Annotated in this window: 20 protein-coding genes; 9 read left to right on the forward strand and 11 right to left on the reverse strand. The window is 61.2% G+C overall.

What is annotated here, in order from left to right; all coding sequences use genetic code 11:
* The first annotated feature begins 72 nt into the window (after positions 1 to 72).
* From B9Z39_RS13925 to B9Z39_RS13935, 3 genes are read left to right on the forward strand one after another with little or no spacing between them, the layout of a single operon-like run.
* Complete coding sequence (locus B9Z39_RS13925; RefSeq protein ID WP_108302109.1) at positions 73 to 1,473, forward strand: phosphomannomutase/phosphoglucomutase; 1,401 nt, start codon at positions 73 to 75, stop codon at positions 1,471 to 1,473.
* Positions 1,470 to 2,549, forward strand: a complete 1,080-nt coding sequence (gene waaC / locus B9Z39_RS13930) for a lipopolysaccharide heptosyltransferase I (RefSeq protein ID WP_233249013.1) — start codon at positions 1,470 to 1,472, stop codon at positions 2,547 to 2,549. The genes B9Z39_RS13925 and waaC overlap by 4 nt, the downstream gene beginning before the upstream one ends.
* Positions 2,546 to 3,844: a 3-deoxy-D-manno-octulosonic acid transferase gene (locus tag B9Z39_RS13935; RefSeq protein ID WP_108302110.1), complete on the forward strand. Its 1,299-nt coding sequence runs from the start codon at positions 2,546 to 2,548 to the stop codon at positions 3,842 to 3,844. The genes waaC and B9Z39_RS13935 overlap by 4 nt, the downstream gene beginning before the upstream one ends.
* Here the strand turns inward: B9Z39_RS13935 and B9Z39_RS13940 are convergent.
* From B9Z39_RS13940 to B9Z39_RS13970, 7 genes are all read right to left on the reverse strand, one after another.
* Complete coding sequence (locus B9Z39_RS13940) at positions 3,834 to 5,180, reverse strand: TolC family outer membrane protein (protein ID WP_108302111.1); 1,347 nt, start codon at positions 5,178 to 5,180, stop codon at positions 3,834 to 3,836. The two genes, B9Z39_RS13935 and B9Z39_RS13940, sit on opposite strands and share 11 nt — an antisense overlap.
* A 16-nt stretch (positions 5,181 to 5,196) precedes the next feature.
* Positions 5,197 to 5,538: a rhodanese-like domain-containing protein gene (locus B9Z39_RS13945; RefSeq protein WP_108302112.1), complete on the reverse strand. Its 342-nt coding sequence runs from the start codon at positions 5,536 to 5,538 to the stop codon at positions 5,197 to 5,199.
* A 9-nt stretch (positions 5,539 to 5,547) separates the two neighbouring features.
* Entirely contained in the window at positions 5,548 to 6,201 is a 654-nt protein-coding gene (locus B9Z39_RS13950; protein WP_100147713.1) for a protein-L-isoaspartate O-methyltransferase, read from the reverse strand.
* A gap of 50 nt (positions 6,202 to 6,251) precedes the next feature.
* A complete protein-coding gene (locus B9Z39_RS13955; protein ID WP_108302113.1) occupies positions 6,252 to 9,443 on the reverse strand; it encodes an efflux RND transporter permease subunit in 3,192 nt (1,063 codons plus the stop codon).
* 7 nt (positions 9,444 to 9,450) lie between these two features.
* On the reverse strand, positions 9,451 to 10,638 hold the full coding sequence (locus tag B9Z39_RS13960; protein WP_108302114.1) for an efflux RND transporter periplasmic adaptor subunit: 1,188 nt from the start codon (positions 10,636 to 10,638) through the stop codon (positions 9,451 to 9,453).
* On the reverse strand, positions 10,635 to 11,309 hold the full coding sequence (locus tag B9Z39_RS13965; protein ID WP_108302115.1) for a TetR/AcrR family transcriptional regulator: 675 nt from the start codon (positions 11,307 to 11,309) through the stop codon (positions 10,635 to 10,637). Before B9Z39_RS13965 ends, B9Z39_RS13960 begins: the two co-directional genes overlap by 4 nt.
* Positions 11,310 to 11,422: 113 nt before the next feature.
* Positions 11,423 to 12,208, reverse strand: coding sequence for a YdcF family protein (locus B9Z39_RS13970; protein WP_108302116.1), 786 nt, complete (start codon positions 12,206 to 12,208; stop codon positions 11,423 to 11,425).
* Positions 12,209 to 12,233: 25 nt separating this feature from the next.
* On the opposite strand from B9Z39_RS13970, the gene msrA reads away from it, so the two are divergent.
* The 3 genes from msrA to B9Z39_RS13985 all read left to right on the forward strand — a co-directional run bounded on the left by msrA (position 12,234) and on the right by B9Z39_RS13985 (position 15,338).
* The gene (gene msrA / locus B9Z39_RS13975) at positions 12,234 to 12,800 is read left to right on the forward strand and encodes a peptide-methionine (S)-S-oxide reductase MsrA (RefSeq protein WP_108302149.1); all 567 of its coding nucleotides are present in this window, start codon (positions 12,234 to 12,236) and stop codon (positions 12,798 to 12,800) included.
* Positions 12,793 to 13,188, forward strand: coding sequence for a hypothetical protein (locus B9Z39_RS13980; protein ID WP_108302117.1), 396 nt, complete (start codon positions 12,793 to 12,795; stop codon positions 13,186 to 13,188). The genes msrA and B9Z39_RS13980 overlap by 8 nt, the downstream gene beginning before the upstream one ends.
* Before the next feature lie 71 nt (positions 13,189 to 13,259).
* Positions 13,260 to 15,338, forward strand: a complete 2,079-nt coding sequence (locus B9Z39_RS13985) for a TonB-dependent receptor (protein WP_108302118.1) — start codon at positions 13,260 to 13,262, stop codon at positions 15,336 to 15,338.
* Here the strand turns inward: B9Z39_RS13985 and pdxH are convergent.
* Positions 15,335 to 15,997, reverse strand: a complete 663-nt coding sequence (pdxH, locus tag B9Z39_RS13990; RefSeq protein WP_108302119.1) for a pyridoxamine 5'-phosphate oxidase — start codon at positions 15,995 to 15,997, stop codon at positions 15,335 to 15,337. The genes B9Z39_RS13985 and pdxH overlap by 4 nt on opposite strands.
* A gap of 109 nt (positions 15,998 to 16,106) precedes the next feature.
* On the opposite strand from pdxH, the gene B9Z39_RS13995 reads away from it, so the two are divergent.
* From B9Z39_RS13995 to B9Z39_RS14005, 3 genes are all read left to right on the forward strand, one after another.
* Positions 16,107 to 17,102: an XdhC family protein gene (locus B9Z39_RS13995; protein WP_108302120.1), complete on the forward strand. Its 996-nt coding sequence runs from the start codon at positions 16,107 to 16,109 to the stop codon at positions 17,100 to 17,102.
* On the forward strand, positions 17,090 to 17,662 hold the full coding sequence (locus tag B9Z39_RS14000; protein WP_233249014.1) for an NTP transferase domain-containing protein: 573 nt from the start codon (positions 17,090 to 17,092) through the stop codon (positions 17,660 to 17,662). The genes B9Z39_RS13995 and B9Z39_RS14000 overlap by 13 nt, the downstream gene beginning before the upstream one ends.
* Positions 17,663 to 17,785: 123 nt before the next feature.
* On the forward strand, positions 17,786 to 18,070 hold the full coding sequence (locus B9Z39_RS14005) for a high-potential iron-sulfur protein (RefSeq protein WP_108302150.1): 285 nt from the start codon (positions 17,786 to 17,788) through the stop codon (positions 18,068 to 18,070).
* A 78-nt stretch (positions 18,071 to 18,148) separates the two neighbouring features.
* Here the strand turns inward: B9Z39_RS14005 and gloA are convergent, their stop codons facing one another.
* From gloA to B9Z39_RS14020, 3 genes are read right to left on the reverse strand one after another with little or no spacing between them, the layout of a single operon-like run.
* Positions 18,149 to 18,538 (reverse strand): lactoylglutathione lyase, encoded by a 390-nt coding sequence (gene gloA, locus B9Z39_RS14010; RefSeq protein ID WP_108302122.1) that lies wholly within the window; start codon positions 18,536 to 18,538, stop codon positions 18,149 to 18,151.
* Positions 18,535 to 19,080 (reverse strand): PaaI family thioesterase, encoded by a 546-nt coding sequence (locus B9Z39_RS14015; protein WP_100147701.1) that lies wholly within the window; start codon positions 19,078 to 19,080, stop codon positions 18,535 to 18,537. Before B9Z39_RS14015 ends, gloA begins: the two co-directional genes overlap by 4 nt.
* A gap of 10 nt (positions 19,081 to 19,090) precedes the next feature.
* Entirely contained in the window at positions 19,091 to 19,870 is a 780-nt protein-coding gene (locus B9Z39_RS14020; RefSeq protein ID WP_108302151.1) for an enoyl-CoA hydratase/isomerase family protein, read from the reverse strand.
* Positions 19,871 to 19,925: the final 55 nt, after the last annotated feature.

Below are 19,925 nucleotides of genomic sequence, written 5' to 3' on the forward strand. Positions count from 1 at the left end.
CTTTCGGCGTCATCGTATCCGCACTTTTGCGGGGCGTTTTGAAGCAATACCCCCTCTTTACAATCACTCTTTATGCAAGTTAATACCTCTATCTTCAAAGCCTATGACATCCGTGGTGTGGTGCCTAGCACTCTCAACGTTGAGGTGGCGCATGCTTTGGGCCGCGCCTTTGGCACGCATGCGCAAACCTGTGGCGAAACCGTGGTGGCGGTGGGTCGCGATGGCCGTTTGAGTGGCCCGTCCTTGGTCGACGCTTTGGTGCGTGGCTTGGTCGAAGTGGGCATCGAGGTGATCGACGTGGGCGCGGTGACCACGCCCATGCTGTACTTCGCGGCCAGCACCTTGTGCCGCAGCGGCATTCAGGTCACAGGCAGCCACAACCCCAAGGACTACAACGGTTTCAAGATGGTGTTGGGTGGACGCGCCATTTACGGCGACGAAATTCAAGGCCTGCGCGAGATCATGCAAGCCGAAACCTGGGTGTTGAAAAACGGTGGCTCGGTACGCTCGGTGGATGTGACAGCCGACTACCAGGCGCGCATCGTGGGTGACATTCGCATGAGCCGCCCAATGAAAGTGGTGGTCGATTGCGGCAACGGCATTGCCGGGGCCACTGCGCCGGCCATCTTTCGGGCGCTGGGCTGCGAGGTGATGGAGTTGTTCAGCGAGGTCGATGGCAACTTCCCCAACCACCACCCGGACCCCAGCAAGCTCGACAACCTCAACGACGTGATCCACGCGCTGCAAACCACCGATGCCGAGTTGGGGCTGGCGTTTGATGGCGATGGTGACCGCTTGGGCATCGTCACCAAAGACGGCCAAATCATTTTCCCGGACCGCCAGATGACCTTGTTCGCGCAAGACGTGCTCACCCGTGTGCCGGGCGGCACCATTGTGTTTGACGTCAAGTGCTCGCAGCGTCTGGCGCCCGCCATTCGCAGCGCAGGCGGCCAAGCCTTGATGTTCAAAACCGGACACTCGCTGATCAAGGCCAAGATGAAGGAAGTTGACTCGCCGCTCGGTGGCGAGATGAGTGGCCACATCTTTTTCAAAGAGCGTTGGTATGGGTTTGATGACGGCACCTATGCCGGCTGTCGCCTGCTGGAAATCGTCAGTCGCAGTGCCGACGCCAGTGCGGTGTTGAATGCCTTGCCCACCAGCCACTCGACGCCAGAGTTGAACGTTGGCTGCACCGAGGGCGAGCCGCACCGCGTGAGCGCTGCCTTGCAGCAGTTGGTGGTGTCCGGGGGCGTGCCTTCGCCTGAGCATCAGCCGCAGGTGTGTGTCATTGACGGCTTGCGCATTGACTGGGACGATGGCTTTGGCCTGATTCGCGCCTCCAACACCACCCCTGTGTTGGTGCTGCGTTTTGAAGGGCAAACACAGCAAGCGCTGGCGCGCATTGAGCACGACATGCTGGCGCTGCTGCGCCAGGTCAAGTCGGATGCGGCGTTTCAAGAGGCCTCACATTGATCCTGCACGTCAGCCCCGATCCCCGACCGCTCAAGGTGCTGGTGGTCAAGCTGTCGTCGTTGGGCGATGTGGTGCACACCCTGCCCGCCGTGATGGACATGCAGGCGGCTTTTCCCAATGCACAGATCGACTGGGTGGTCGAGCGTGGCTTTGCCCCGTTGGTGACGCGTTGCCAAGCCGTGCATCGGGTCATCGCGTGTGAGCTGCGCCGCTGGCGCAAAGACCCGTGGTCGCCCACCACGCGTGCCGAGTGGCGTGCGTTCAAAACCGATTTGCAGCAAGACGCCTACGACGCCGTGATCGACTTGCAAGGACTCACCAAGTCGGCCCTGGTGTCTTGGCTGGCCCGCACCACGCCCGGCGGCAAACGCTATGCCTTGGCCAACCGCACCGACGGTTCTGGCTACGAGCGCCCCACGCGCTGGGTGGCCGATGTGGCGCTGCGCGTGACACCGCACATCCACGCCGTGGCGCGCGCTCGTGTGGTGTGCGCGCAAGCCTTGGGCTACGCCGTGCCCGACCGCTTGAACTATGGCTTGGGGCAGGCCAACCTTCAACCCAAACCCTATGTGGTGCTGGTGCACGGCACCTCACGCGCCGACAAAGAGTGGCCGCTGGCGCATTGGTACGAGCTGGGCCAGCGTTTGAAGCAAACGGGTCTGGACGTGGCGCTGCCCCATGGCAACGAGGCAGAGCGCATCCGCAGCGAAGCCTTGGCCGACATGCTGCCCGGTGCCGTGGTGTGGCCGCGCTTGTCGCTGGACGACTTGACCACCGAGATGGCCCAGTGCGTGGGCGTGGTGGGGGTGGACAGTGGCCTGAGCCACATCGCCGTGGCCTTGGATGTGCCGCACGTGCAGATTTACAACTTCGACACCACCTGGCGTACGGGCCCGGTCGGGCTGGCGCGCCAATGCGCCTTGGTCGATTGCCCCACGCCCACGGTGGATGCCGTGTGGCAAGCCTGGCAGCGTTGCGTGCAGGCCACCTCAGGCGCTGCATCTGCTGAGCCGCAAGCGGCACCCGCTGCCAGCCACGCCCAAGAGGCTGCGCTAGGCCAAGGGGCGAATGCATGACACGCTGGCTCTACACCCTGGTGGTGTGGGCGCTGCAACCGCTGTTGCGCGCCAAGTTGCAACGCCGTGGGCGTGTCGAGCCGGGCTATTTACAAGCTATGGATGAGCGTTTTGGCCATTACACCCAGGCCCCAGTGGCCGTCGGTGAGCGTGGCTATGTTTGGGTGCATGCGGTGTCGCTGGGCGAAACCCGCGCCGCAGCGGTGCTGTTGCAGGCCTTGCGCAGCACCTACCCCGGTGTGCGCATCGTATTGACCCACGGCACCGCCACCGGGCGCGCTCAGGGCAGCAGCGTGCTGCAACCTGGCGACGTGCAGGTTTGGCAGCCTTGGGACACGCCCGCCGTGGTGCAGCGCTTTTTGAACCACTTCAAACCGCAATTGGGGTTGGTGCTGGAGACCGAGGTGTGGCCCAACTGGGTGGCCCTGTGCCAACGCGCACAGGTGCCGCTGGTGTTGGTGAATGCGCGCATGAGCGAGAAAAGCCTGCGTCAGGCCCAACGCCTGTCTTGGCTGTCATGGCCGGCCTATGCAGGGTTGTCGGCGGTGTGGGCCCAGACCGAGGCCGACGCGCAGCGTCTGCGCGCCTTGGGTGCGTCCGTGCAGGGCGTATTGGGCAATTTGAAGTTCGATGCGCAGCCGGATGCGCAGCAACTGGCCCAAGCCTTGGTGTGGGCGCAGCGTTTGACCCGCCCGGTGATTGTGTTGGCCAGTTCACGCGAAGGCGAAGAAGTGCTGTGGCTTGATGCTTTGCAAGCGCTCAAAGACGACCCGCTGGACCAGCGAGACCATGTGAATGCCGTGCATTGGCTGGTGGTGCCACGCCACCCGCAACGCTTTGACGACGTGGCCCACATGCTGCAACAGCGCGGCTGGCAGGTGTCACGCCGCAGCCAATGGCGCGACGGACCCGATGCGGACGATGTGAACACCGTGTGGCTGGGCGACTCGTTGGGTGAGATGGCGCTGTATTACGGCTTGGCCGATGCGGCGTTGTTAGGCGGCAGCTTTGCGCCTTTGGGCGGGCAAAACCTGATCGAGGCCACGGCCTGTGGTTGCCCGGTGCTGATGGGCCCACACACCTTCAACTTTGCTGAAGCGGCTGAATTGGCCGAAGAGGCGGGTGCTGCCTTGCGGGTCGAGGACATGGCCCACGCCATCGTCACAGCTTTGCAGATGGTGCGCTTTGGACCGGACGAAAACGCCCACGTGGCAGCGTGTCTGGCGTTTTCTCAACAGCACCGGGGCGCTGCCCAGCGCACGGTGCAGGCGCTGGCGCCTTACCTCAAGGCTTGAGCAACGCGTTGATGGGTTGCAGGTCTTGCGGCGTCAAGGTGCCGGTGGCTTGGCGCAACTTCAGGGTGCCCACCAACACGTCGTAGCGCGCTTTGGCCAGGTCACGTTTGGTCTGGTAGAGCTGGCTTTGGGCGTTCAACACGTCGATGTTGATGTTCACCCCCACCGAGTACCCCAGTTTGTTGGCGTCCAACGAGCTTTGGCTGGAGGCCTCTGCGGCTTCATAGGCCTGCACTTGGCTCAGGCCTGACACCAGTCCGAAATACGCGGTGCGCGTGGATTGCGCGGTGTTGCGTTTGGCCGCTTCCAGGTCGGCGCGGGCTTTGCTCTCAAGTGACACGGTTTCTTTCACCCGGTAGTCGGTGGCAAACCCCGAGAAGATGGGCAAGTTCAGCACCAAGCCCGCAGAGGGGTTGTAGATGTGTGTGTCTAATGCCCCTGTTGCGTTGCCGCCGAGGTTGCGAATGCCGCCGTAAGACACTTGTGCGTCCAGTGTGGGTTTGTGCCCGGCCACGGCTTTGTCGACTTCGAGTTTGGCGACTTCCAGCGCCAGCTGTGCTTGGCGCACCGCAGGGCTGGCAACTTCAGATTGCGAGACCCAGGTGTTCACATCTTCGGTGGGCGCTTTCACCAATTGCTTGCTGTCGGCCAAACGGAGTGGGGTTGCATTGTTCAGACCCACCACCAGGTCGAGTGCCAAATGCTTGATGCGGGCATCGTTTTCGGCGGCAATTTCTTGCGCGGTGGCCAAGTCGAAGCGGGCTTGTGCATCGCGCACACCGGTGATGGTGGTGGTGCCCACCTCAAAGTTGCGTTTGGCCGAGGCCAGTTGTTCGCCCACCGCTTTCTTTTGTGCGCGCACCAGTTCCAGGCTGTCTTCGCTGGTGAGCACGTCAAAGTAGGCCTGCGACACACGCACCAGCAGGTCTTGCTCGGCCGCTTCGTATTGCGCGGTGGCTTGTTGCAGCAAAGGCCCGCCTTGTTTGTAGGTGGCCCACACGGCAGGGCGGTACAAAGGTTGGGTCAAGGTGATGGCTGCGGAGCCCGTGCCGTAGTAGCGAGGCGCGGAGGCCGCTCCGCTGTCATAGCGCAAGTCAAAGTAAGTGCGCGATGCGCTGGCCGACAGAGCAATGTTGGGCAAGATCCCGCCCAAGGTTTGGTTGGCTTTGGCCAGGTTGGCCTCGTATTGCGACTTGGCGGACATGTAGCTCGCGTCATAGCCTCGGGCTGCGTCGTACAACTCGACCAAACTTTGGGCTTGTGCAGCAGGTGCAAAAGCAAAGGCCATGGCCGCTGCCAAAGGCAAGGCGCGAAACAGAGCGTGGGAGAGCTTCATGCGGTTCTTTCAAAAATCAATACGTGGGCACAGAGGCGTCGACTTGCGACGACCAGGCGTGAATGCCGCCGGTGATGTTGGCCACGGTGTCAAAACCTTGTTGCGCCAAAAATGCTGCTACCTGCATGCTGCGCGCGCCGTGGTGGCACAAGCAGGCGATGGGCCGCTCGCGTGGCAAGTCTTGCAGACGCAAGGGCACGGTGCTCATCGGGATGGTGAGTAACTCGAAACCTTGTGCTGTCACGCTGGCGGTTTGTACTTCCCAGGGCTCGCGCACGTCTAAGACCACCGCAGGACCTTGAGCGGCTTGTGCCGTGATCCATGCGCTGAGTTGCGCGGGTTGGATGTGGTCAATCATGCGTAGGGCTTAAAAGTGAAAGCGGGTGGGTTCGGCAAAACCTTGCAAGCGTGGGGCCGTGGTGTCCCACAGGGCTTTGCTTTGCCAGCTGGTGTCTGCCGTGCGGGTGAACAGGGTGGCGCACATCACGGGGTCGGTGCCGACGATGGCGATCAAGCGGCCACCGATGGTGAGTTGCTGCAACAAAGCTTGTGGCACTTCCGCCACCGAGCCGCCGAGGACGATGGCGTCAAACGGCGCGTCGGCACCAGCGCCGTGGCTACCGTCGGCCTCTCGCACCTCCACGTTGCTCACGCCAGCACGTTGCAAATTGGCACGCGCGGTAGCGGCCAGTTCGCTGTTGATTTCCAGGCTGATGACGCGTTGGGCACGACCTGCCAGCAAAGCGGTGAGGTAACCGCTGCCGGTGCCCACTTCCAGGACCTTTTCGTTGCCAGTGAGGTGCAGGTCATGCATCAAGCGGGCATCCACACGTGGTGGCACCATGGTTTGTCCGTGGCCTAGCGGAATTTCGGTGTCGGTGTAGGCCAGGGCTTGGTAGGCCTGGGGCACGAACAGTTCACGTTGAAGGTGTGACAGCACCTTCAGCGCCGCAGTGTCCAACACCTGCCAAGGGCGGATTTGTTGCTCCACCATGTTGAAGCGGGCTTGTTCTTGGTTCATTTCAATACTCCAAATACATCGATACAGCGGCCTGGGCCAATGTCCCAATTTTAACGGTCAGGGTTGCTGCCCACTGACGCCCAGCTGCGCTTCAACCATTGAGCCAGGTCGTCCATGTAGCAATACACCACAGGCACCACCACCAAAGTCAACAAGGACGAGGTGATGACCCCACCAATCACCGCCTGCCCCATCGGAGCACGCTGCTCGGCCCCTTCGGACAGTGCGAAGGCCAGAGGCACCATGCCAAAGATCATGGCCAGGGTGGTCATCAAAATAGGGCGCAAGCGTACTTCGGCGGCGCGCAGCAAGGCGTCATGGCGGCTGAGGCCTGGTTGGACAGAACCGTCCGGGAGCACCTGGTCTTCACGTGCCCGAATGGCAAAGTCGACCAGCAAAATCGCATTCTTGGTCACCAAGCCCATGAGCATGACCATGCCAATGACCGAGAACATCGACAGGCTGGAGCCAAACATCAGCAAGGCCAGCACCACACCGATCAAGGTCAGCGGCAGGGCGGTCATGAGCGCCATGGGTTGCAAAAAGCTTTTGAATTGGCTGGCCAAGATCATGTAGATGAACACCACCGCCAGCACCAGCGCCGAGATGGCGTAGTCAAAAGACTCTTGCATGCTCTTGGTGGAGCCACTGAACTGAAAGCTGTAACCCGCAGGCAATGCAATGCCCTGCATGGCCCGGCGGATGTCGTTGGAGACTTCGCCTGAGGAGCGGTTGTAAGCGTTGGCGTTGATGGCAACTTCGCGCTTGAGGTCGCGGCGGTTGATTTGGTTGGGGCCTGTGCCCTCGTACACCTGTGCCACTTGGTTCAAGCGTGCCACGCGGGGGCTGCCATCGGCGGCGCTGCCCACGGTGAACGGCAGACGTTGCAAGTCTTGCGGTGTGACGCGGGCGGAAGGCGCCAGACGCACGTTGACGTCGTAGGTTTGGTCATCGTCAGCGCGCCAGTTGGTCACGGTTTGCCCCGCCACCAAAGTGCGCAATTGGCTGCCTATGCTGCCCAGGGTCAGCCCTAGGTCACTGGCCGCTTCGCGTTGCACATTGACTTCGATGGTGGGCTTGTCGGGTTTGAGACTGGAGTCCAAATCGACCAAGCCTGGAATGGGGCGCACGGCGTCCATCACCTGTTGGCTCAGGCGTTCGAGCTCGTGCAGGTCGGTGCCCAGCAAAGAAAACTCGATTTGCTTGTTGCCGCCCATGGTGTCGAGCAAGCCTGCATGGGTCACGGTGATGCCAGGCACTTGTTGCAAGCGACGGCGCAGCACAGCGGACATGTCGTCCACATTGCGCTGGCGCAAATGACGGTCTACCAAACGCACATACAAGCTGGCGTAAATTTTTCCGTTGGCCACCCCGGTGTTGAGGGTGGCCAAGGTGTAGCGCACTTCAGGAAACTCGCGAATGATGGCTTCGACTTGCTGCGCTTTGGCCTCGGTGGCCTCCAGCGACGATCCCACGGGCGTGTAAAAGTTCACATAGGTTTCGGAGTAGTCGGCCTTGGGCACAAACTCGGTACCCAGCAGCGGCACCATGAAGATGCTGACCACAAACGTCAAGACGGCCAAGCCAACCGTGGCTCGCCGATGACCCAGCGACCAACGCAAAATGCGTTGGTAGAACCCACCCAAGCGGTCGGTGCTGCGTTCGAACCAGGCGGTCACGCGACCCAAGGTTCGGTCGTAGAAGTTGGCGCTGCCATGTTGCCCGTGGGCATGGATGCTGGGGTCGTGCCAGATGGACGACAGCATGGGGTCGAGCGTGAAGCTCACGAACATCGAGATCAGCACCGCCGCCACGATGGTCAGACCGAACTGGTGAAAGAACTTGCCGACAATGCCGCCCATGAAGCCAATTGGCAAAAACACCGCCACGATGGACAAGGTGGTGGCCAGCACCGCCAAGCCAATTTCTTGGGTGCCGTCCATGGCGGCTTGGTAGGGCGTTTTGCCCATTTGCACATGGCGCACGATGTTCTCGCGCACCACGATGGCGTCGTCAATCAGCAAGCCCACACACAGCGACAAGGCCATCAGGGTGATCATGTTGACGGTGAAGCCCAGCATGTACATGAACAGGAACGTGCCAATGATGGCAATCGGCAAGGTCAAGCCCGTGATGACGGTGGAGCGCCAGGAGTTCAAAAACAAGAACACGATCAGCACGGTCAGCAGCGCGCCTTCCAGCAGGGTTTCGCGCACGTTGTTGACCGCCACGCGAATTGGGCGTGCGCTGTCTTGCACCGGTTGCAGACTCACGCCGGGTGGGAGCAAGCTTTGCATCTCTTGGATGGTTTTGTTCAGGCCATCGATCACATCAATGGTGTTTTCGTCTTGGGCCTTTTGCACCGTCATGAGCAGGGTGCGTTGACCGTTGTACAGCGCCAAGCTTTCCACCTCTTGTGCCCCATCTTTGACACGCGCCACCTGCGACAAGCGAATGGGGGTGGTGCCACGCCGCGCCACGATGATTTGGCCAAAGTCCTCAGGGCGCAGCATGCGTCCCTGCACTTGGATGACGCGGTCTTGTTGCAAGGACCGCAGCGAGCCCACGGGCAGGTCTTGGCTGTCGGTGCGCACCGCGTTCACCACCTGATCGGCGCTGACGCCCAGTGACTCCATGGCCTGCGGGTTGAGGTAGAGGTTGATCTCGCGCTTGGTGCCACCCACCAAGTTCACTGCGCCCACGCCGCGCACATTCTCTAGGCGCTTCTTGAGCACTTGGTCGGCCCAGTTGGTCAGCTCCACAGCCGAGGTGGAGGCTTCGGCGTTGTTGCCGGATGCGGTCTTGGCGGGCAACACGGCCAGCGACCAGATGGCCCGGCTGGCCGGGTCAAAGCGTAAGACCTTGGGCTCTTTCACGTCGGTGCGCAGGGTGGGGCGAATGCTGGCTACTTTTTCGCGGACATCGTCAGCCCCTTTGCGGCCATCGATGTGCAGTTGAAACTCCACCACCACCACGGACATGCCTTCGTAACTGCGCGAGGTCAGCGTGCTGATGCCAGCGATCGAGTTGACACCTTCCTCGATCTTCTTGCTGACTTCACTCTCCACAATCTCGGGCGAGGCACCGGGATATTCTGTGGTGATCACCACCACCGGAAAGTCGACATTGGGGAATTGGTCGATTTGCAGCCGCTGGTACGAGAACAAGCCCAGCACCACAAAGGCGAGCATGAGCATGGTCGCGAAGACCGGATTTTTCAAACTGACTTGGGTGAACCACATGCCGTGCTTACTGTGTTGAGCGTGCGCTGCTGGCCGCTGTGGCTGACGTCGCCGCTTGGGAGGTGAACTTCACCGCCAACCCCTCGCGCAGTGTGCCCACATGACCTTTGAGCACGGTGCTGCCGGTGGGCAGACCCTCCACGCCGACCCAGGTTTCGGTGCTGGCGCTGCGCGCGTCTGTGCCGTGTAGCCCCAAGTTGACCATTTGGTGTGCGACGCGCAGTTGTTGGTTCACCGTCTCCAGCACTTGCACGTAGGGACGCGCACGGTCGGTACGCACCGCTGACAAGGGGATGGCCAGCACTTGGCTTTGTTGCAGGCCCAACAGGCCTTTGGCAAACAAGCCGTGGCGCAAGCCTTGGGGCTGGTCAATGGAGAGGTAGGCCAAGACGCTGCGACTGCCCACTTGTGCACTGGGGCTGATGCGTTTGACGGTGGCTGTGACGGTGTCGTCACGGTCTTCAACCTGCAGCTTGGCCACTTGACCGATGTGCACATCGACCGAGTCGCTGGGGCTGAGCGGCACCTCGACTTCGAGTTGGCTCAAATCCACCAGTTCCAACACCTTGGCGTCAACGCTCACCCGCTCACCCGCTTGGGCTGCACGCAAGACCACCACACCGGCAAATGGGGCGTACAACACGGCGTCATCCAGCGCCTTGCGTGCCACGTCGGCACCTGCGGTGGCGGCTTGGTGGGTGGCTATCGCGCCTTGGTACGAGGCCAGGGAGTTGTCGAGCGCTGTTTTGGCAATGAAGCCCTGGTCGACCAAGGCTTGGTTGGTGTCCCACTGACGCTGCGCAATTTCCATTTGCGCTTTGGCGGCGCGGGCTTGTTCATTGGCTTGCAGCCAACGGCGTTGGTACTCGGTGGGGTCGATGCGCGCCAGTACTTGACCGGCTTTGACCACATCGCCTTCGCGTACGCTGAATTCTTTGAGTTCGCCGGCCACGCGCGCTTTGATGACGGCGTAGTTCAAGGCCTTGACGGTGCCTGAGACGGCCAAGCTACGGGTGATCAGCCGTGGCTCAGCCACCCACACATCACTTTGGGCCAACTCAATTTGGGTGATGGCCGGTGCCTGGGCTTGCGCCGCCGCCTGTTGTTGATGGCGTGCCGAGAGTGCACGCCATACACCTGCGGCCAGCGCCAGCACAAGCAAAGTCATCACGATCCAGCGCGGTTTGATGTTCATGGTGTGTATGTTGGTGAGGTCATGCCGTGTAACAACACGTCGACTTGCAAATGGATAAAGGTTTCTGGATCGATGATGTCGGCGCAGGTGGCACAAGCACCCATCGAGTGCTTCCACATCATCAAAAAAATCATGGGGGCGATGACGGTGTAGACCGCTTGGTCCGGGTTGATGGGGCGAAATTCACCGCTCGCGACACCGCGCTCCAAAATCTGGCGAATCAGTGCCTTGCCTGGGCGAATGACTTCTTCTTGGTAGAACGCTGCGATGTCAGGGAAGTTGAGTGCTTCACTCATCACCAATTTGGCGATGCCACTGGCCGGGGTGTTGCCAATCTTGTGCCACCACGCTTGCATGGCATAGCGCAGCATCTCGGCACTGGTGCCGGTGAAGGTTTTGAATTCTTCGTTCCAGGTGGGAAAGAAGTGGGCGATGTTTTCGCGAATCACCGCCTTGAACAGATCTTCTTTGGTGGGAAAGTACAAAAACAAAGTGCCTTTGGACACCCCGGCGTGAGACGCGACTTCTTCCACCCGAGTGGCAGCAAACCCTTTTTCAACGAACAAGGCCAAGGCTGCATCGAGCAGCTCGCCAGGGCGTGCTTGCTTGCGCCGTTCTCGCTTTTGAACGGGCTCTGATGTGTGGGTAAGGGTGAGGACAGAAGGGGACATGCGGCTAATGACTTGTCGGTTATTAATGTACCGCAAGTCGGCTAAAAGTGGTTGTTACTTTACCTGTTTGTTACTCAGGCTATGACCCAGTCGATGACCCAGCGAGGGGCGCATCACGTCAGCCGCAAGCCCAGCCATTCGCGCAAGATCCAGCTGCTGTCGCGCAGCGCGAACGCATTGGGCAACCATTGCAGCAAGGGCTGCAAGTCGCTGTGCACATAGCCCATGGGGGCAGGTGTGACATCAAGCCCTGCGGCTTCAAATTGCCGCACGCTGCGTGGCATGTGCCAGGCGTGGGTGACCAACGCAATGCGTTGGACGCCATCTTGTCGCAGCAGCGCAGCGGTGAGCTGTGCGTTTTCACGCGTGTCACGCGACAGGCTTTCTTGCCAGCGCAGCGCCGGGCCGTGCAGGCGGGCCAGCACATGAGCGGCCACCTGTGCCTCGGGTGTCTGATCGGGCGCGCCTGCCCAACCCACACCACCGGTATAGCCCAGCGGCAAGTGGGTGGTTTGTGCCAAGTGCATGCCATAGAGCAAGCGGGCCATGCTGTCCGGCGGCAGGTTGGGGCCCTCGTACTCGGGCGCGTGTTGCTCTACGCCGCCACCCAACACCACAATGGCTTGTACTTTGTGACGCAGCAAAGCCTCGGGCGTGGTGGGCTTGACTTGTGGCAGCAGGTGCAAGGACAGCCACAAGGCCACCGCCGGGCAGCTCAGCAACCACAGACCTGCGCACACCAGCAAGCCGCCCGCCACAGGCAGATGCACAGAGGATGGGCGTTTGTGCGCGTGGCGTCGCCAAACCCATAGCAGCACCAGCGCCATCAGCAATAGGCCGCTGGCCGTCGGCAAGACCAAGGCGGTCAAGAGGGGTTTGAGGGCGAGCAGGGTGTCCATGGCTGGGCATCATATGATGACGCCCATGAACGCCCTTTCTGCATCACCCCAGTCTTCACCTTCAACCCATGCCATCACCTTGGGTGGCGGCTGCTTTTGGTGTACCGAGGCAGTGTTTGTGCGCGTCAAAGGGGTGTTGTCTGTGACCTCGGGCTACTGCAATGGCCACGTGGTGAAACCGAGCTATGAGCAAGTGTGTACCGGCAACACGGGTCACAACGAGGTGGTGCAAATCAGCTATGACCCTAGCCAGATCAGCTTGCGTGAGTTGCTGGAAATTTTCTTTGTCATCCACGACCCCACCACCTTGAATCGCCAAGGCAACGACGTGGGCACGCAATACCGAAGCGGGATTTATTTTCATGACGAGGCGGACCGTGTGGTGGCGCAGCAGGTGGTGGAGGAAGTCAACCAGCACCTGTCAGGGCGTGTGGTGACCGAGGTGCTGCCGCTGAGCAATTACTCGCAGGCCGAGGACTACCACCAGGACTACTTTGCCAACCACCCCAACCAAGGCTATTGCGCCTTTGTGGTGGCACCCAAGGTGCAGAAGTTTTTGCACACCTTCACCGACAAGGTGCGCGATGCTTGAACGTTGGCGCTTGCAGGCGGGTGTACGTCAAGGCCTGTTGGTCTTGGCCTTGCTCGTGCTGTTGGCGCAATCGTTGGGCCTGGCACACCGCTTTGTGCATGCTCCCAGTCTGGGCACAAGCCATGCGCAGGCCATGGCCGAGGGCAGCCAAGACGAAGCTGCCGTGCCCCCTGCGGCCACACCAGCACCTTGGGGCTGGGTGTTTGGTGAACACAAAACCACGGTCGATTGCCAGCTCTACGACCAGTTGTGTCACGACGCGCTAGGCCTTGCGTGGTCTTGCGTGTTGGCATTCGCTGTGCCCACGGCATGGCTGCGCTGGCGGCTGCGTGAGCGCTTTGGGTTGCACGCGCGTTTTTTCTCGGCCCGCGCGCCCCCGCTGTTTTGAACTGACTCGTTTCTTTGTTTGGGTGGTATCAGGTCACCCATGTAGTCAATTCTTTTCAGTGGGATATACACATGAGTTTGTTTTTTCAACGCAGCTTTGTCGCTGCGGCTGCTTGCGGCAGCTTGTCCATGGCTTGGGCGCAATCAGAGGGCTCGGTAGCCGACCCCCTCACCACACAACTACAAGAGGTCACCATCACCGCGCAACCCCTCAATGACGCCAGCGTGTCTGTGCCCGCACAACAGCTCTCAGGCTCGGCGTTGGCGCAACGACAAGGCAGCACCTTGGGCGAAACGCTGGACAACTTGCCGGGCATTGCCAACAGCTCGTTCGGCCCCAATGTGGGCCGACCTGTGATTCGGGGCTTGGACGGGGACCGCATTCGCATTTTGCAAAACAGTGGCGCGAACATGGACGTGTCGGGCTTGAGCTTTGACCATGCCGTTCCGCTGGACCCTCTCACCACCGAGCGCATCGAGGTGCTGCGTGGCCCCGCCACCTTGCTGTATGGCGGCAGTGCCATCGGTGGTGTGGTCAACGTGATCGACAACCGCATTGCCCGTGAGCGCAGCTTCGATGCCAAGGGGGGCACGTTGGGCAAGGTTGAGTTGCGCGCAGGCGGTGCCGCGCAAGAGCGCAGCACGGGGGCTATGGTCGAGACGGGCAACGACCGCTGGGTGCTGCACGTGGATGCGTTTGACCGCAGCACACGCAACCTGTCGGTGCCAAAGGTCATGGACTGCACCGTCAACGGCGTGACCACCACGCAGCGGCGGGTGTGCAACTCGGCCAGCGACGCGCAAGGCTCGGCCATTGGCGGCACCTTGTTGTTTGACCGTGGGTATTTGGGGCTGTCGGCCAGTGAGTACCGCAGCACCTACGGCACCGTGGCCGAGTCGGATGTGACCATTGGCATGCTGCGCCGCCACCAGGTGATGGAGGGGCAGTGGCGTGATGCGGCAGGCCTGCTGCAAGCGCTGAAGTTTCAATGGGGCCACACGAGCTACAGCCACACCGAATACCCGGGTTCTGACACCGGAACGCGCTTTGACAATGCCGGGCACGAGCTGCGCCTAGAGGCCACACCCTATGCCCAACGCTGGGCCAACGGCATGCAGTTGCAAGGCGTGGTGGGTGTGCAGCGCGAAGGCAACCAGTTGACCGTGCAGGGTGACGAGGCCTTTGTGCCGCCCAGCCGCACCGTGAGTAACGCGGTGTTCACCCACCAAGTGTTGACCACGGGTTGGGGCCAGCTCAGTGCGGGGGCACGCGCCGAATCGGTGACGGTACGCAACCAAGACACGGGGGTGGACAAAGGCTTCAGCCCGTTCAGTGTGGCGGTAGGCGGCATGCGCAATCTGCGCCAGGGTGAAGCGCAAAACGGTTGGCAACTCAGCAGCCATCTGAGTTGGAGCCAGCGCGCGCCCAAAGACTACGAGCTGTTTGCCAACGGCCCGCATGCGGCAACCGGCACGTTTGAGATGGGCAACGCCAACAACGCCATGGAGCGGGCGACGCAATGGGATCTCGGCGGCGAGTGGAAGAACGGGCCGCACAAAGCCTCGGTGACGGGGTTTGTGTCGCACTTTGCCAATTACCTGTCGCTGCAATCGACGGGCAGCAACGATGACACATACGACTTGCCTATCTATGCCTTTGAAGGGGTGCGTGCGCGTCTGGTGGGGATGGAGTCCAGCGCCACGCTGCGCATGGTGGGGGGCAGCCAAGCCTTGTGGAGCTCCGATGCCACCCGGGGTGCGATGGATTTGGCCCTGCGTGCCGACTTTGTACGTGCCGATGACTTGACGCACAACCGACCCCTGCCGCGCATCGCGCCCATGCGGGTGGGGGCTGACTGGGTGTGGACGGACCAAGCATGGAGCGCGCGCTTTGGGTTCACACATGCAGCCGCCCAACACCTCGTGCCGCAGGCGGGCGATGTCACCACCGCAGGCTACACCTTGTGGAACGCGGGGCTGAACTACCAAACCCGCAGTGCAGGCACGCGCTGGTTGCTATTTGCCAAGCTCGACAACCTCACCAACCAACTGGCGTATTCGTCCACCTCGGTGCTCACGCAGACCATGGGCAGCAACGCCCCGCCTTTGGCCGGGCGCAGTGTGAAGCTGGGCTTACAGGCCAGTTTTTAAGGGGCCAAACGCTCGCGCACCCAGCTGGCTGAGTTGCTGCTGGGTACGCTAGCGGCTGGGTTGAGCCGGTAGCGCAGGCGGTCATGCAAGCGGCTTTTGCGCCCCTGCCAAAACTCCCACTGGTCGGGCACCAAGCGGTAGCCCCCCCAGTGCGGCGGGCGGGGCGGTTGCAGCAAAAACTGCGCGCCGTACTTGGCGGCATTGGCCACCAGCGTGCCGCGTCCGTCAATCACCTGGCTTTGCGGGCTGGCCCAGGCACCAAGGCGTGAGTCGAGCGGGCGGCTGTGAAAGTAGGTGTCGCTCTCGGTGTCGCTGACTTTTTCCACTCGGCCCTCGATGCGCACCACGCGTTCCAACTCGACCCAATGGAATTGCAGGGCCGCAAAGGGGTTGCCCGCGAGTTGCTGGCCTTTGCGGCTTTGGTAGTTGGTGAACCACACAATGCCGCGCGCGTCGTAGCCTTTGATCAACACCACGCGTGTGCTGGGGCGCAAGTCCCCGCCCACGGTGGCCAAGGTCATGGCGTTGGGTTCGGGGATTTCCGATTGAATGGCCTCTTTGAGCCAAAGGTCAAACTGCTGCATCGGGTCGGCGGCAGAGGCCGATTCGTTGAGTTCGGCACGTTCATAGCTTTTGCGAAGGTCGGCGATTTGTTTCATAGGTGACAGCTCAAAGGTCTAGGTGAGGGCAAGGCCCACTGCGCATCCTACCCAAGCGGCTTATGCTCTGGCCCTGTTGATGAATTTGACTCAGAGAAATGAGACTGCCATGGAAAGTTTGGACTTACGCGTGTTGAGTGATGTGCTCGCTTGGCGACAAGCGGGTCGACGTGTGACCCTGGTCACGGTGGTAGAGACCTGGGGCAGTGCCCCGCGTCCTCCCGGCGCCTTGTTGGCCGTGCGTGACGATGGGGTGGTGAGTGGCTCGGTGTCGGGCGGATGTGTGGAAGACGATTTGATCGCCCGCATCAAGGCCGGTGAGTACGACAGCTTGTCGCACCCGTCGATGGTGGCTTACGGTGTGAGCAAAGAAGAGGCCGCACGCTTTGGCCTGCCCTGTGGTGGCACCTTGCGTTTGGTGCAAGAGCCCATCACCGATGTGCAATGGATTCAAGACGTGCTGGCACGCACAGCGGCCCACCAGCTGGTGGCGCGCACCGTGACCTTGGCCACGGGTCAGGTGACGCTGCGTGACGCGCAGCGCACCGACACTTTGCAGTTTGACGGCAGCAGTTTGACCACCTTGTTTGGTCCGCGCTGGCGCTTGCTGTTGATTGGTGCCGGGCAACTCAGCCAAGCCGTGGCGCAGATGGCCAGCTTGCTCGACTTTGAGGTGTTGGTCTGTGACCCACGCGAAGAGTACGCAGCCACGCTCGGCATTGAGGGCGTGACCCGTGTGCTGGGCATGCCCGACGATGTGGTGCAGCAGTTGGTGCCCGATGCGCACACCGCCATCGTGGCGCTCACCCACGACCCCAAGCTTGACGACATGGCCTTGATGGAGGCCTTGAACTCGAACGCTTTCTACATCGGCGCCCTGGGATCGCGCCGCAACCAAGAGGCCCGCAAGAAGCGCTTGGCCGAGCACTTTGACTTGTCTCCTGAGGCCCTGGCGCGGTTGCATGGGCCAGTGGGTTTGGCGATTGGTGCGCAAACCCCGGCCGAAATTGCCGTGTCCATCGTGGCCGAAATTGTGCAGGTAAAAAACGTGGCCCATGCACAGGCCAGCGCCGCAGCCCCCACCGAGACCTTGTGCAGCATTTGAGTGACCAGGCCGCGTCGGTGGTGGTGCTCATCCTCGCCGCAGGGCGGGGGGAGCGCTTCAAGGCCTCTGGCGCTCAAGTGGACAAGCTTGATGCACCGCTGGCAGGGCAGCGGGTGCGTGACCACGTGTTGCGCAGCGTGCAAGCCAGCGGCTTGCCCTGGCACATCGTAGAGCGCGAACACACCCAGCATTTGGCGCAACCCGGCATGGGCGACAGCATTGCTTGTGGGGTGGCAGCCACAGCCGATGCACAGGGCTGGTTGATCTTGCCTGCTGACTTGCCCTTGGTTTTACCTGCCACGCTGCTGGTGGTGGCGCAGGCACTGAAGCAGCATCCGGTGGTGGTGCCTTTTTATCAAGATAAGAAGGGACACCCGGTAGGTTTTGATGCCAGCTGTGGAGCGGCTTTGCGTGCTCTACAAGGCGACGAAGGTGCGCGTTCTGTGGTGGCCCAACGCGGTGCTTGGCGATTGGAGCTGTCGGACCCCGGCTGTGTGTTGGATGTCGACACGCTGGATGCGTTGGCCCAGGCCGAAGTGCTGTTGAAGCGACGGGGTTGATCTAAAGCCATGGCAAGCCGCGATGCCAGCCGCTAAGATAGCGCACGCCAGCATCTTCTGGTTATCTATTCGAAGATCTCTATGAACAACGCATTCAAGACCCCCACCAACCGCCGTGTTTTCATGTTGCAAACCGTGGCCGCGACCAGCGTGGCTGCATTTGCCTCTGCCGCCCAAGCGCAAGCCATGGTCGCTGAGTCTGACGCCCAAGCCACCGCATTGGGATACAAGGCCGATGCGACCAAGGTCGACAAAGCCAAACAGCCTAAGTACGCCGCAGGTCAGATGTGCAGCAACTGCGCACTGTTCCAAGGTGCAGCCGGTGCGGCCGCCGGTGGCTGCCCGCTGTTTGCGGGCAAGCAAGTCGCTGGCAAAGGCTGGTGCTCGGCTTACGCCAAAAAGGCTTGATCGCGGTCAACGCATCGCACCAACGAAAAAAGGGCCGCAAGGCCCTTTTTTCATGTCCACTGTGGTGGTTTAAGCCCCTTACGCTTCTGCGCGTTCGATCAGCTCAATCTTGTAGCCATCGGGGTCTTGCACAAAGGCAATCATGGTGTTGCCGCCTTTGACGGCACCTGGTTCGCGTGTGATGGTGCCGCCGGCTTGGCGGATCTTGTCGCAGGTGGCGCGGATGTCCGACACGCCAATCGCAATGTGGCCGTAGGCGGTGCCCAAGTCGTAAGACGTGACGCCGTAGTTGTAGGTCAACTCAATTTCAGCTTGGTCGGGGTTGCCACCGTAGCCTACAAAGGCGAGGTCGTAATGTTGGTCTGGGCGTTGGGTGGTGCGCAGCAACTGCATGCCCATGGCTTGGGTGTAAAAGTCAATCGAGCGTTGCATGTCGCCCACGCGCAGCATGGTGTGTAAGAGTCTCATGGTTGGGAGGGTCCTGGTAAGTCAAAAATCAAACAGGTGGTGGTGGCATGGGCGTAGAGCGTGCCGTCGGGGCCCAGCAAGCTGGCCTCGGCTGAGGCCATCTGACGCCCGCTGTGCAGCACATTGCCAATGGCGCGCACGCGCTGCACTTTGGGCGTGAGGGCTTTGACCAAGTTCACGGTCAGGCCCGAGGTGGTGTAGCCACGGCCAGCAGGTAGCAGGGTGTGCACCGCGCAGCCCATGGCAGAGTCGAGCAGGGTGGCAAACCAGCCGCCATGCACGGTGCCCATGGGGTTGAAAAATTCGGCATGTGGCGCGCCTTGAAATGCGACGTGGCCTGCACTGGCTTCGACCAGCCAAAAATCCAGCAGCTTGGAAAACGGGGCGGGCCGAGTGTGGCCTTGCAGCATGCCTTGAATCAGCTCTAAGCCCGTGCGTGGCCGCACATCGTCCAACGGCGTGACGCCATGGGGCAGCATCAGGCTGCGCACAAGAGCTTCTTGGTCTAACCACTGTTGCAAGGTGTCGGTGGGTGTTGTCATGGGCGCTCCTTCAACGGCCTGTGAAAACTGGAGGGCGGCGCTCAGCGAACGCAGCACGGCCTTCGGAAAAGTCACTGCTGTGCACCGATTGGCGAGCCCGCTCTTTGAGCACGGGTTCGCAATACAGGCCAGCAGCCACTTCGTTCAAACTTTGTTTGGTGGCTTGCAAAGCCAAAGGTGCCATGCGAGTGAGCGTGTGGACCAGTTGCGTTACCGCACTGTCAAGTTGGTCTGCCTCAGCCAAAGTTTCAAACAGGCCCAGCGCCTTCAGGTCTTCAAAGCGCAAGGACTGTCCGAGCAAGAAGGCACGCTTGCTGGCGTTCAAACCAAAGCGACTCACATAACGCCGCAGCCCGCTGGGGTAGTAGTGCAGCCCGAGTGCACAAGCCGGCATGCGCCAACTCATGCCGCACAAGCCCACGCGCAGGTCGCAGGCCAGCACCAGGTCGGTGGCGCCTCCGTATACGCTGCCGTTGAGTGCGCAAATGGTGATGGGGCGCAAACGCTCAAGGGCTTCGGGAATCTTTTCAAAAAACAAGGGCGCCATGACGTCGTTGTCAAAGCCGCCCACGTTGTAGCCTGCGCTGAAGACGGGCTTGTCTTGACCGTGGGTGCTGGCTTGCAGGACCACGACCTGGATGGCTGGGTTGTGGTTGATGGCGTCGAAATGCGTCATCAACATGTGCAGGTCTTCGTCGGTCAAGCTGTTGCGCTGGGACGGTCGACGCAGTGTGAGGGTGGCGACTGCGCCGGTGACCTCCAGGGAGGGCGTGCCTTCAAGGGGGGGCATGGGAGATGTCATGGTCACCGATGTTAGTGGAGTGCCGTAGGGACTGTGTCAAAGG

The sequence above is a fragment of the Limnohabitans sp. JirII-29 genome, from assembly GCF_003063395.1.
GTDB lineage: Bacteria > Pseudomonadota > Gammaproteobacteria > Burkholderiales > Burkholderiaceae_C > Limnohabitans.

Bases quoted from the DNA above. Each gene is read 5' to 3' on its own strand.
- B9Z39_RS13925 (WP_108302109.1), top strand. From the start codon at position 73: ATGCAAGTTAATACCTCTATCTTCAAAGCCTATGACATCCGTGGTGTG.
- B9Z39_RS13935 (WP_108302110.1), top strand. From the start codon at position 2,546: ATGACACGCTGGCTCTACACCCTGGTGGTGTGGGCGCTGCAACCGCTG.
- B9Z39_RS13940 (WP_108302111.1), bottom strand. From the start codon at position 5,180: ATGAAGCTCTCCCACGCTCTGTTTCGCGCCTTGCCTTTGGCAGCGGCC.
- B9Z39_RS13945 (WP_108302112.1), bottom strand. From the start codon at position 5,538: ATGATTGACCACATCCAACCCGCGCAACTCAGCGCATGGATCACGGCA.
- B9Z39_RS13950 (WP_100147713.1), bottom strand. From the start codon at position 6,201: ATGAACCAAGAACAAGCCCGCTTCAACATGGTGGAGCAACAAATCCGC.
- B9Z39_RS13955 (WP_108302113.1), bottom strand. From the start codon at position 9,443: ATGTGGTTCACCCAAGTCAGTTTGAAAAATCCGGTCTTCGCGACCATG.
- B9Z39_RS13960 (WP_108302114.1), bottom strand. From the start codon at position 10,638: ATGAACATCAAACCGCGCTGGATCGTGATGACTTTGCTTGTGCTGGCG.
- B9Z39_RS13965 (WP_108302115.1), bottom strand. From the start codon at position 11,309: ATGTCCCCTTCTGTCCTCACCCTTACCCACACATCAGAGCCCGTTCAA.
- B9Z39_RS13970 (WP_108302116.1), bottom strand. From the start codon at position 12,208: ATGGACACCCTGCTCGCCCTCAAACCCCTCTTGACCGCCTTGGTCTTG.
- msrA (WP_108302149.1), top strand. From the start codon at position 12,234: ATGAACGCCCTTTCTGCATCACCCCAGTCTTCACCTTCAACCCATGCC.
- B9Z39_RS13980 (WP_108302117.1), top strand. From the start codon at position 12,793: ATGCTTGAACGTTGGCGCTTGCAGGCGGGTGTACGTCAAGGCCTGTTG.
- B9Z39_RS13985 (WP_108302118.1), top strand. From the start codon at position 13,260: ATGAGTTTGTTTTTTCAACGCAGCTTTGTCGCTGCGGCTGCTTGCGGC.
- pdxH (WP_108302119.1), bottom strand. From the start codon at position 15,997: ATGAAACAAATCGCCGACCTTCGCAAAAGCTATGAACGTGCCGAACTC.
- B9Z39_RS13995 (WP_108302120.1), top strand. From the start codon at position 16,107: ATGGAAAGTTTGGACTTACGCGTGTTGAGTGATGTGCTCGCTTGGCGA.
- B9Z39_RS14005 (WP_108302150.1), top strand. From the start codon at position 17,786: ATGTTGCAAACCGTGGCCGCGACCAGCGTGGCTGCATTTGCCTCTGCC.
- gloA (WP_108302122.1), bottom strand. From the start codon at position 18,538: ATGAGACTCTTACACACCATGCTGCGCGTGGGCGACATGCAACGCTCG.
- B9Z39_RS14015 (WP_100147701.1), bottom strand. From the start codon at position 19,080: ATGACAACACCCACCGACACCTTGCAACAGTGGTTAGACCAAGAAGCT.
- B9Z39_RS14020 (WP_108302151.1), bottom strand. From the start codon at position 19,870: ATGCCCCCCCTTGAAGGCACGCCCTCCCTGGAGGTCACCGGCGCAGTC.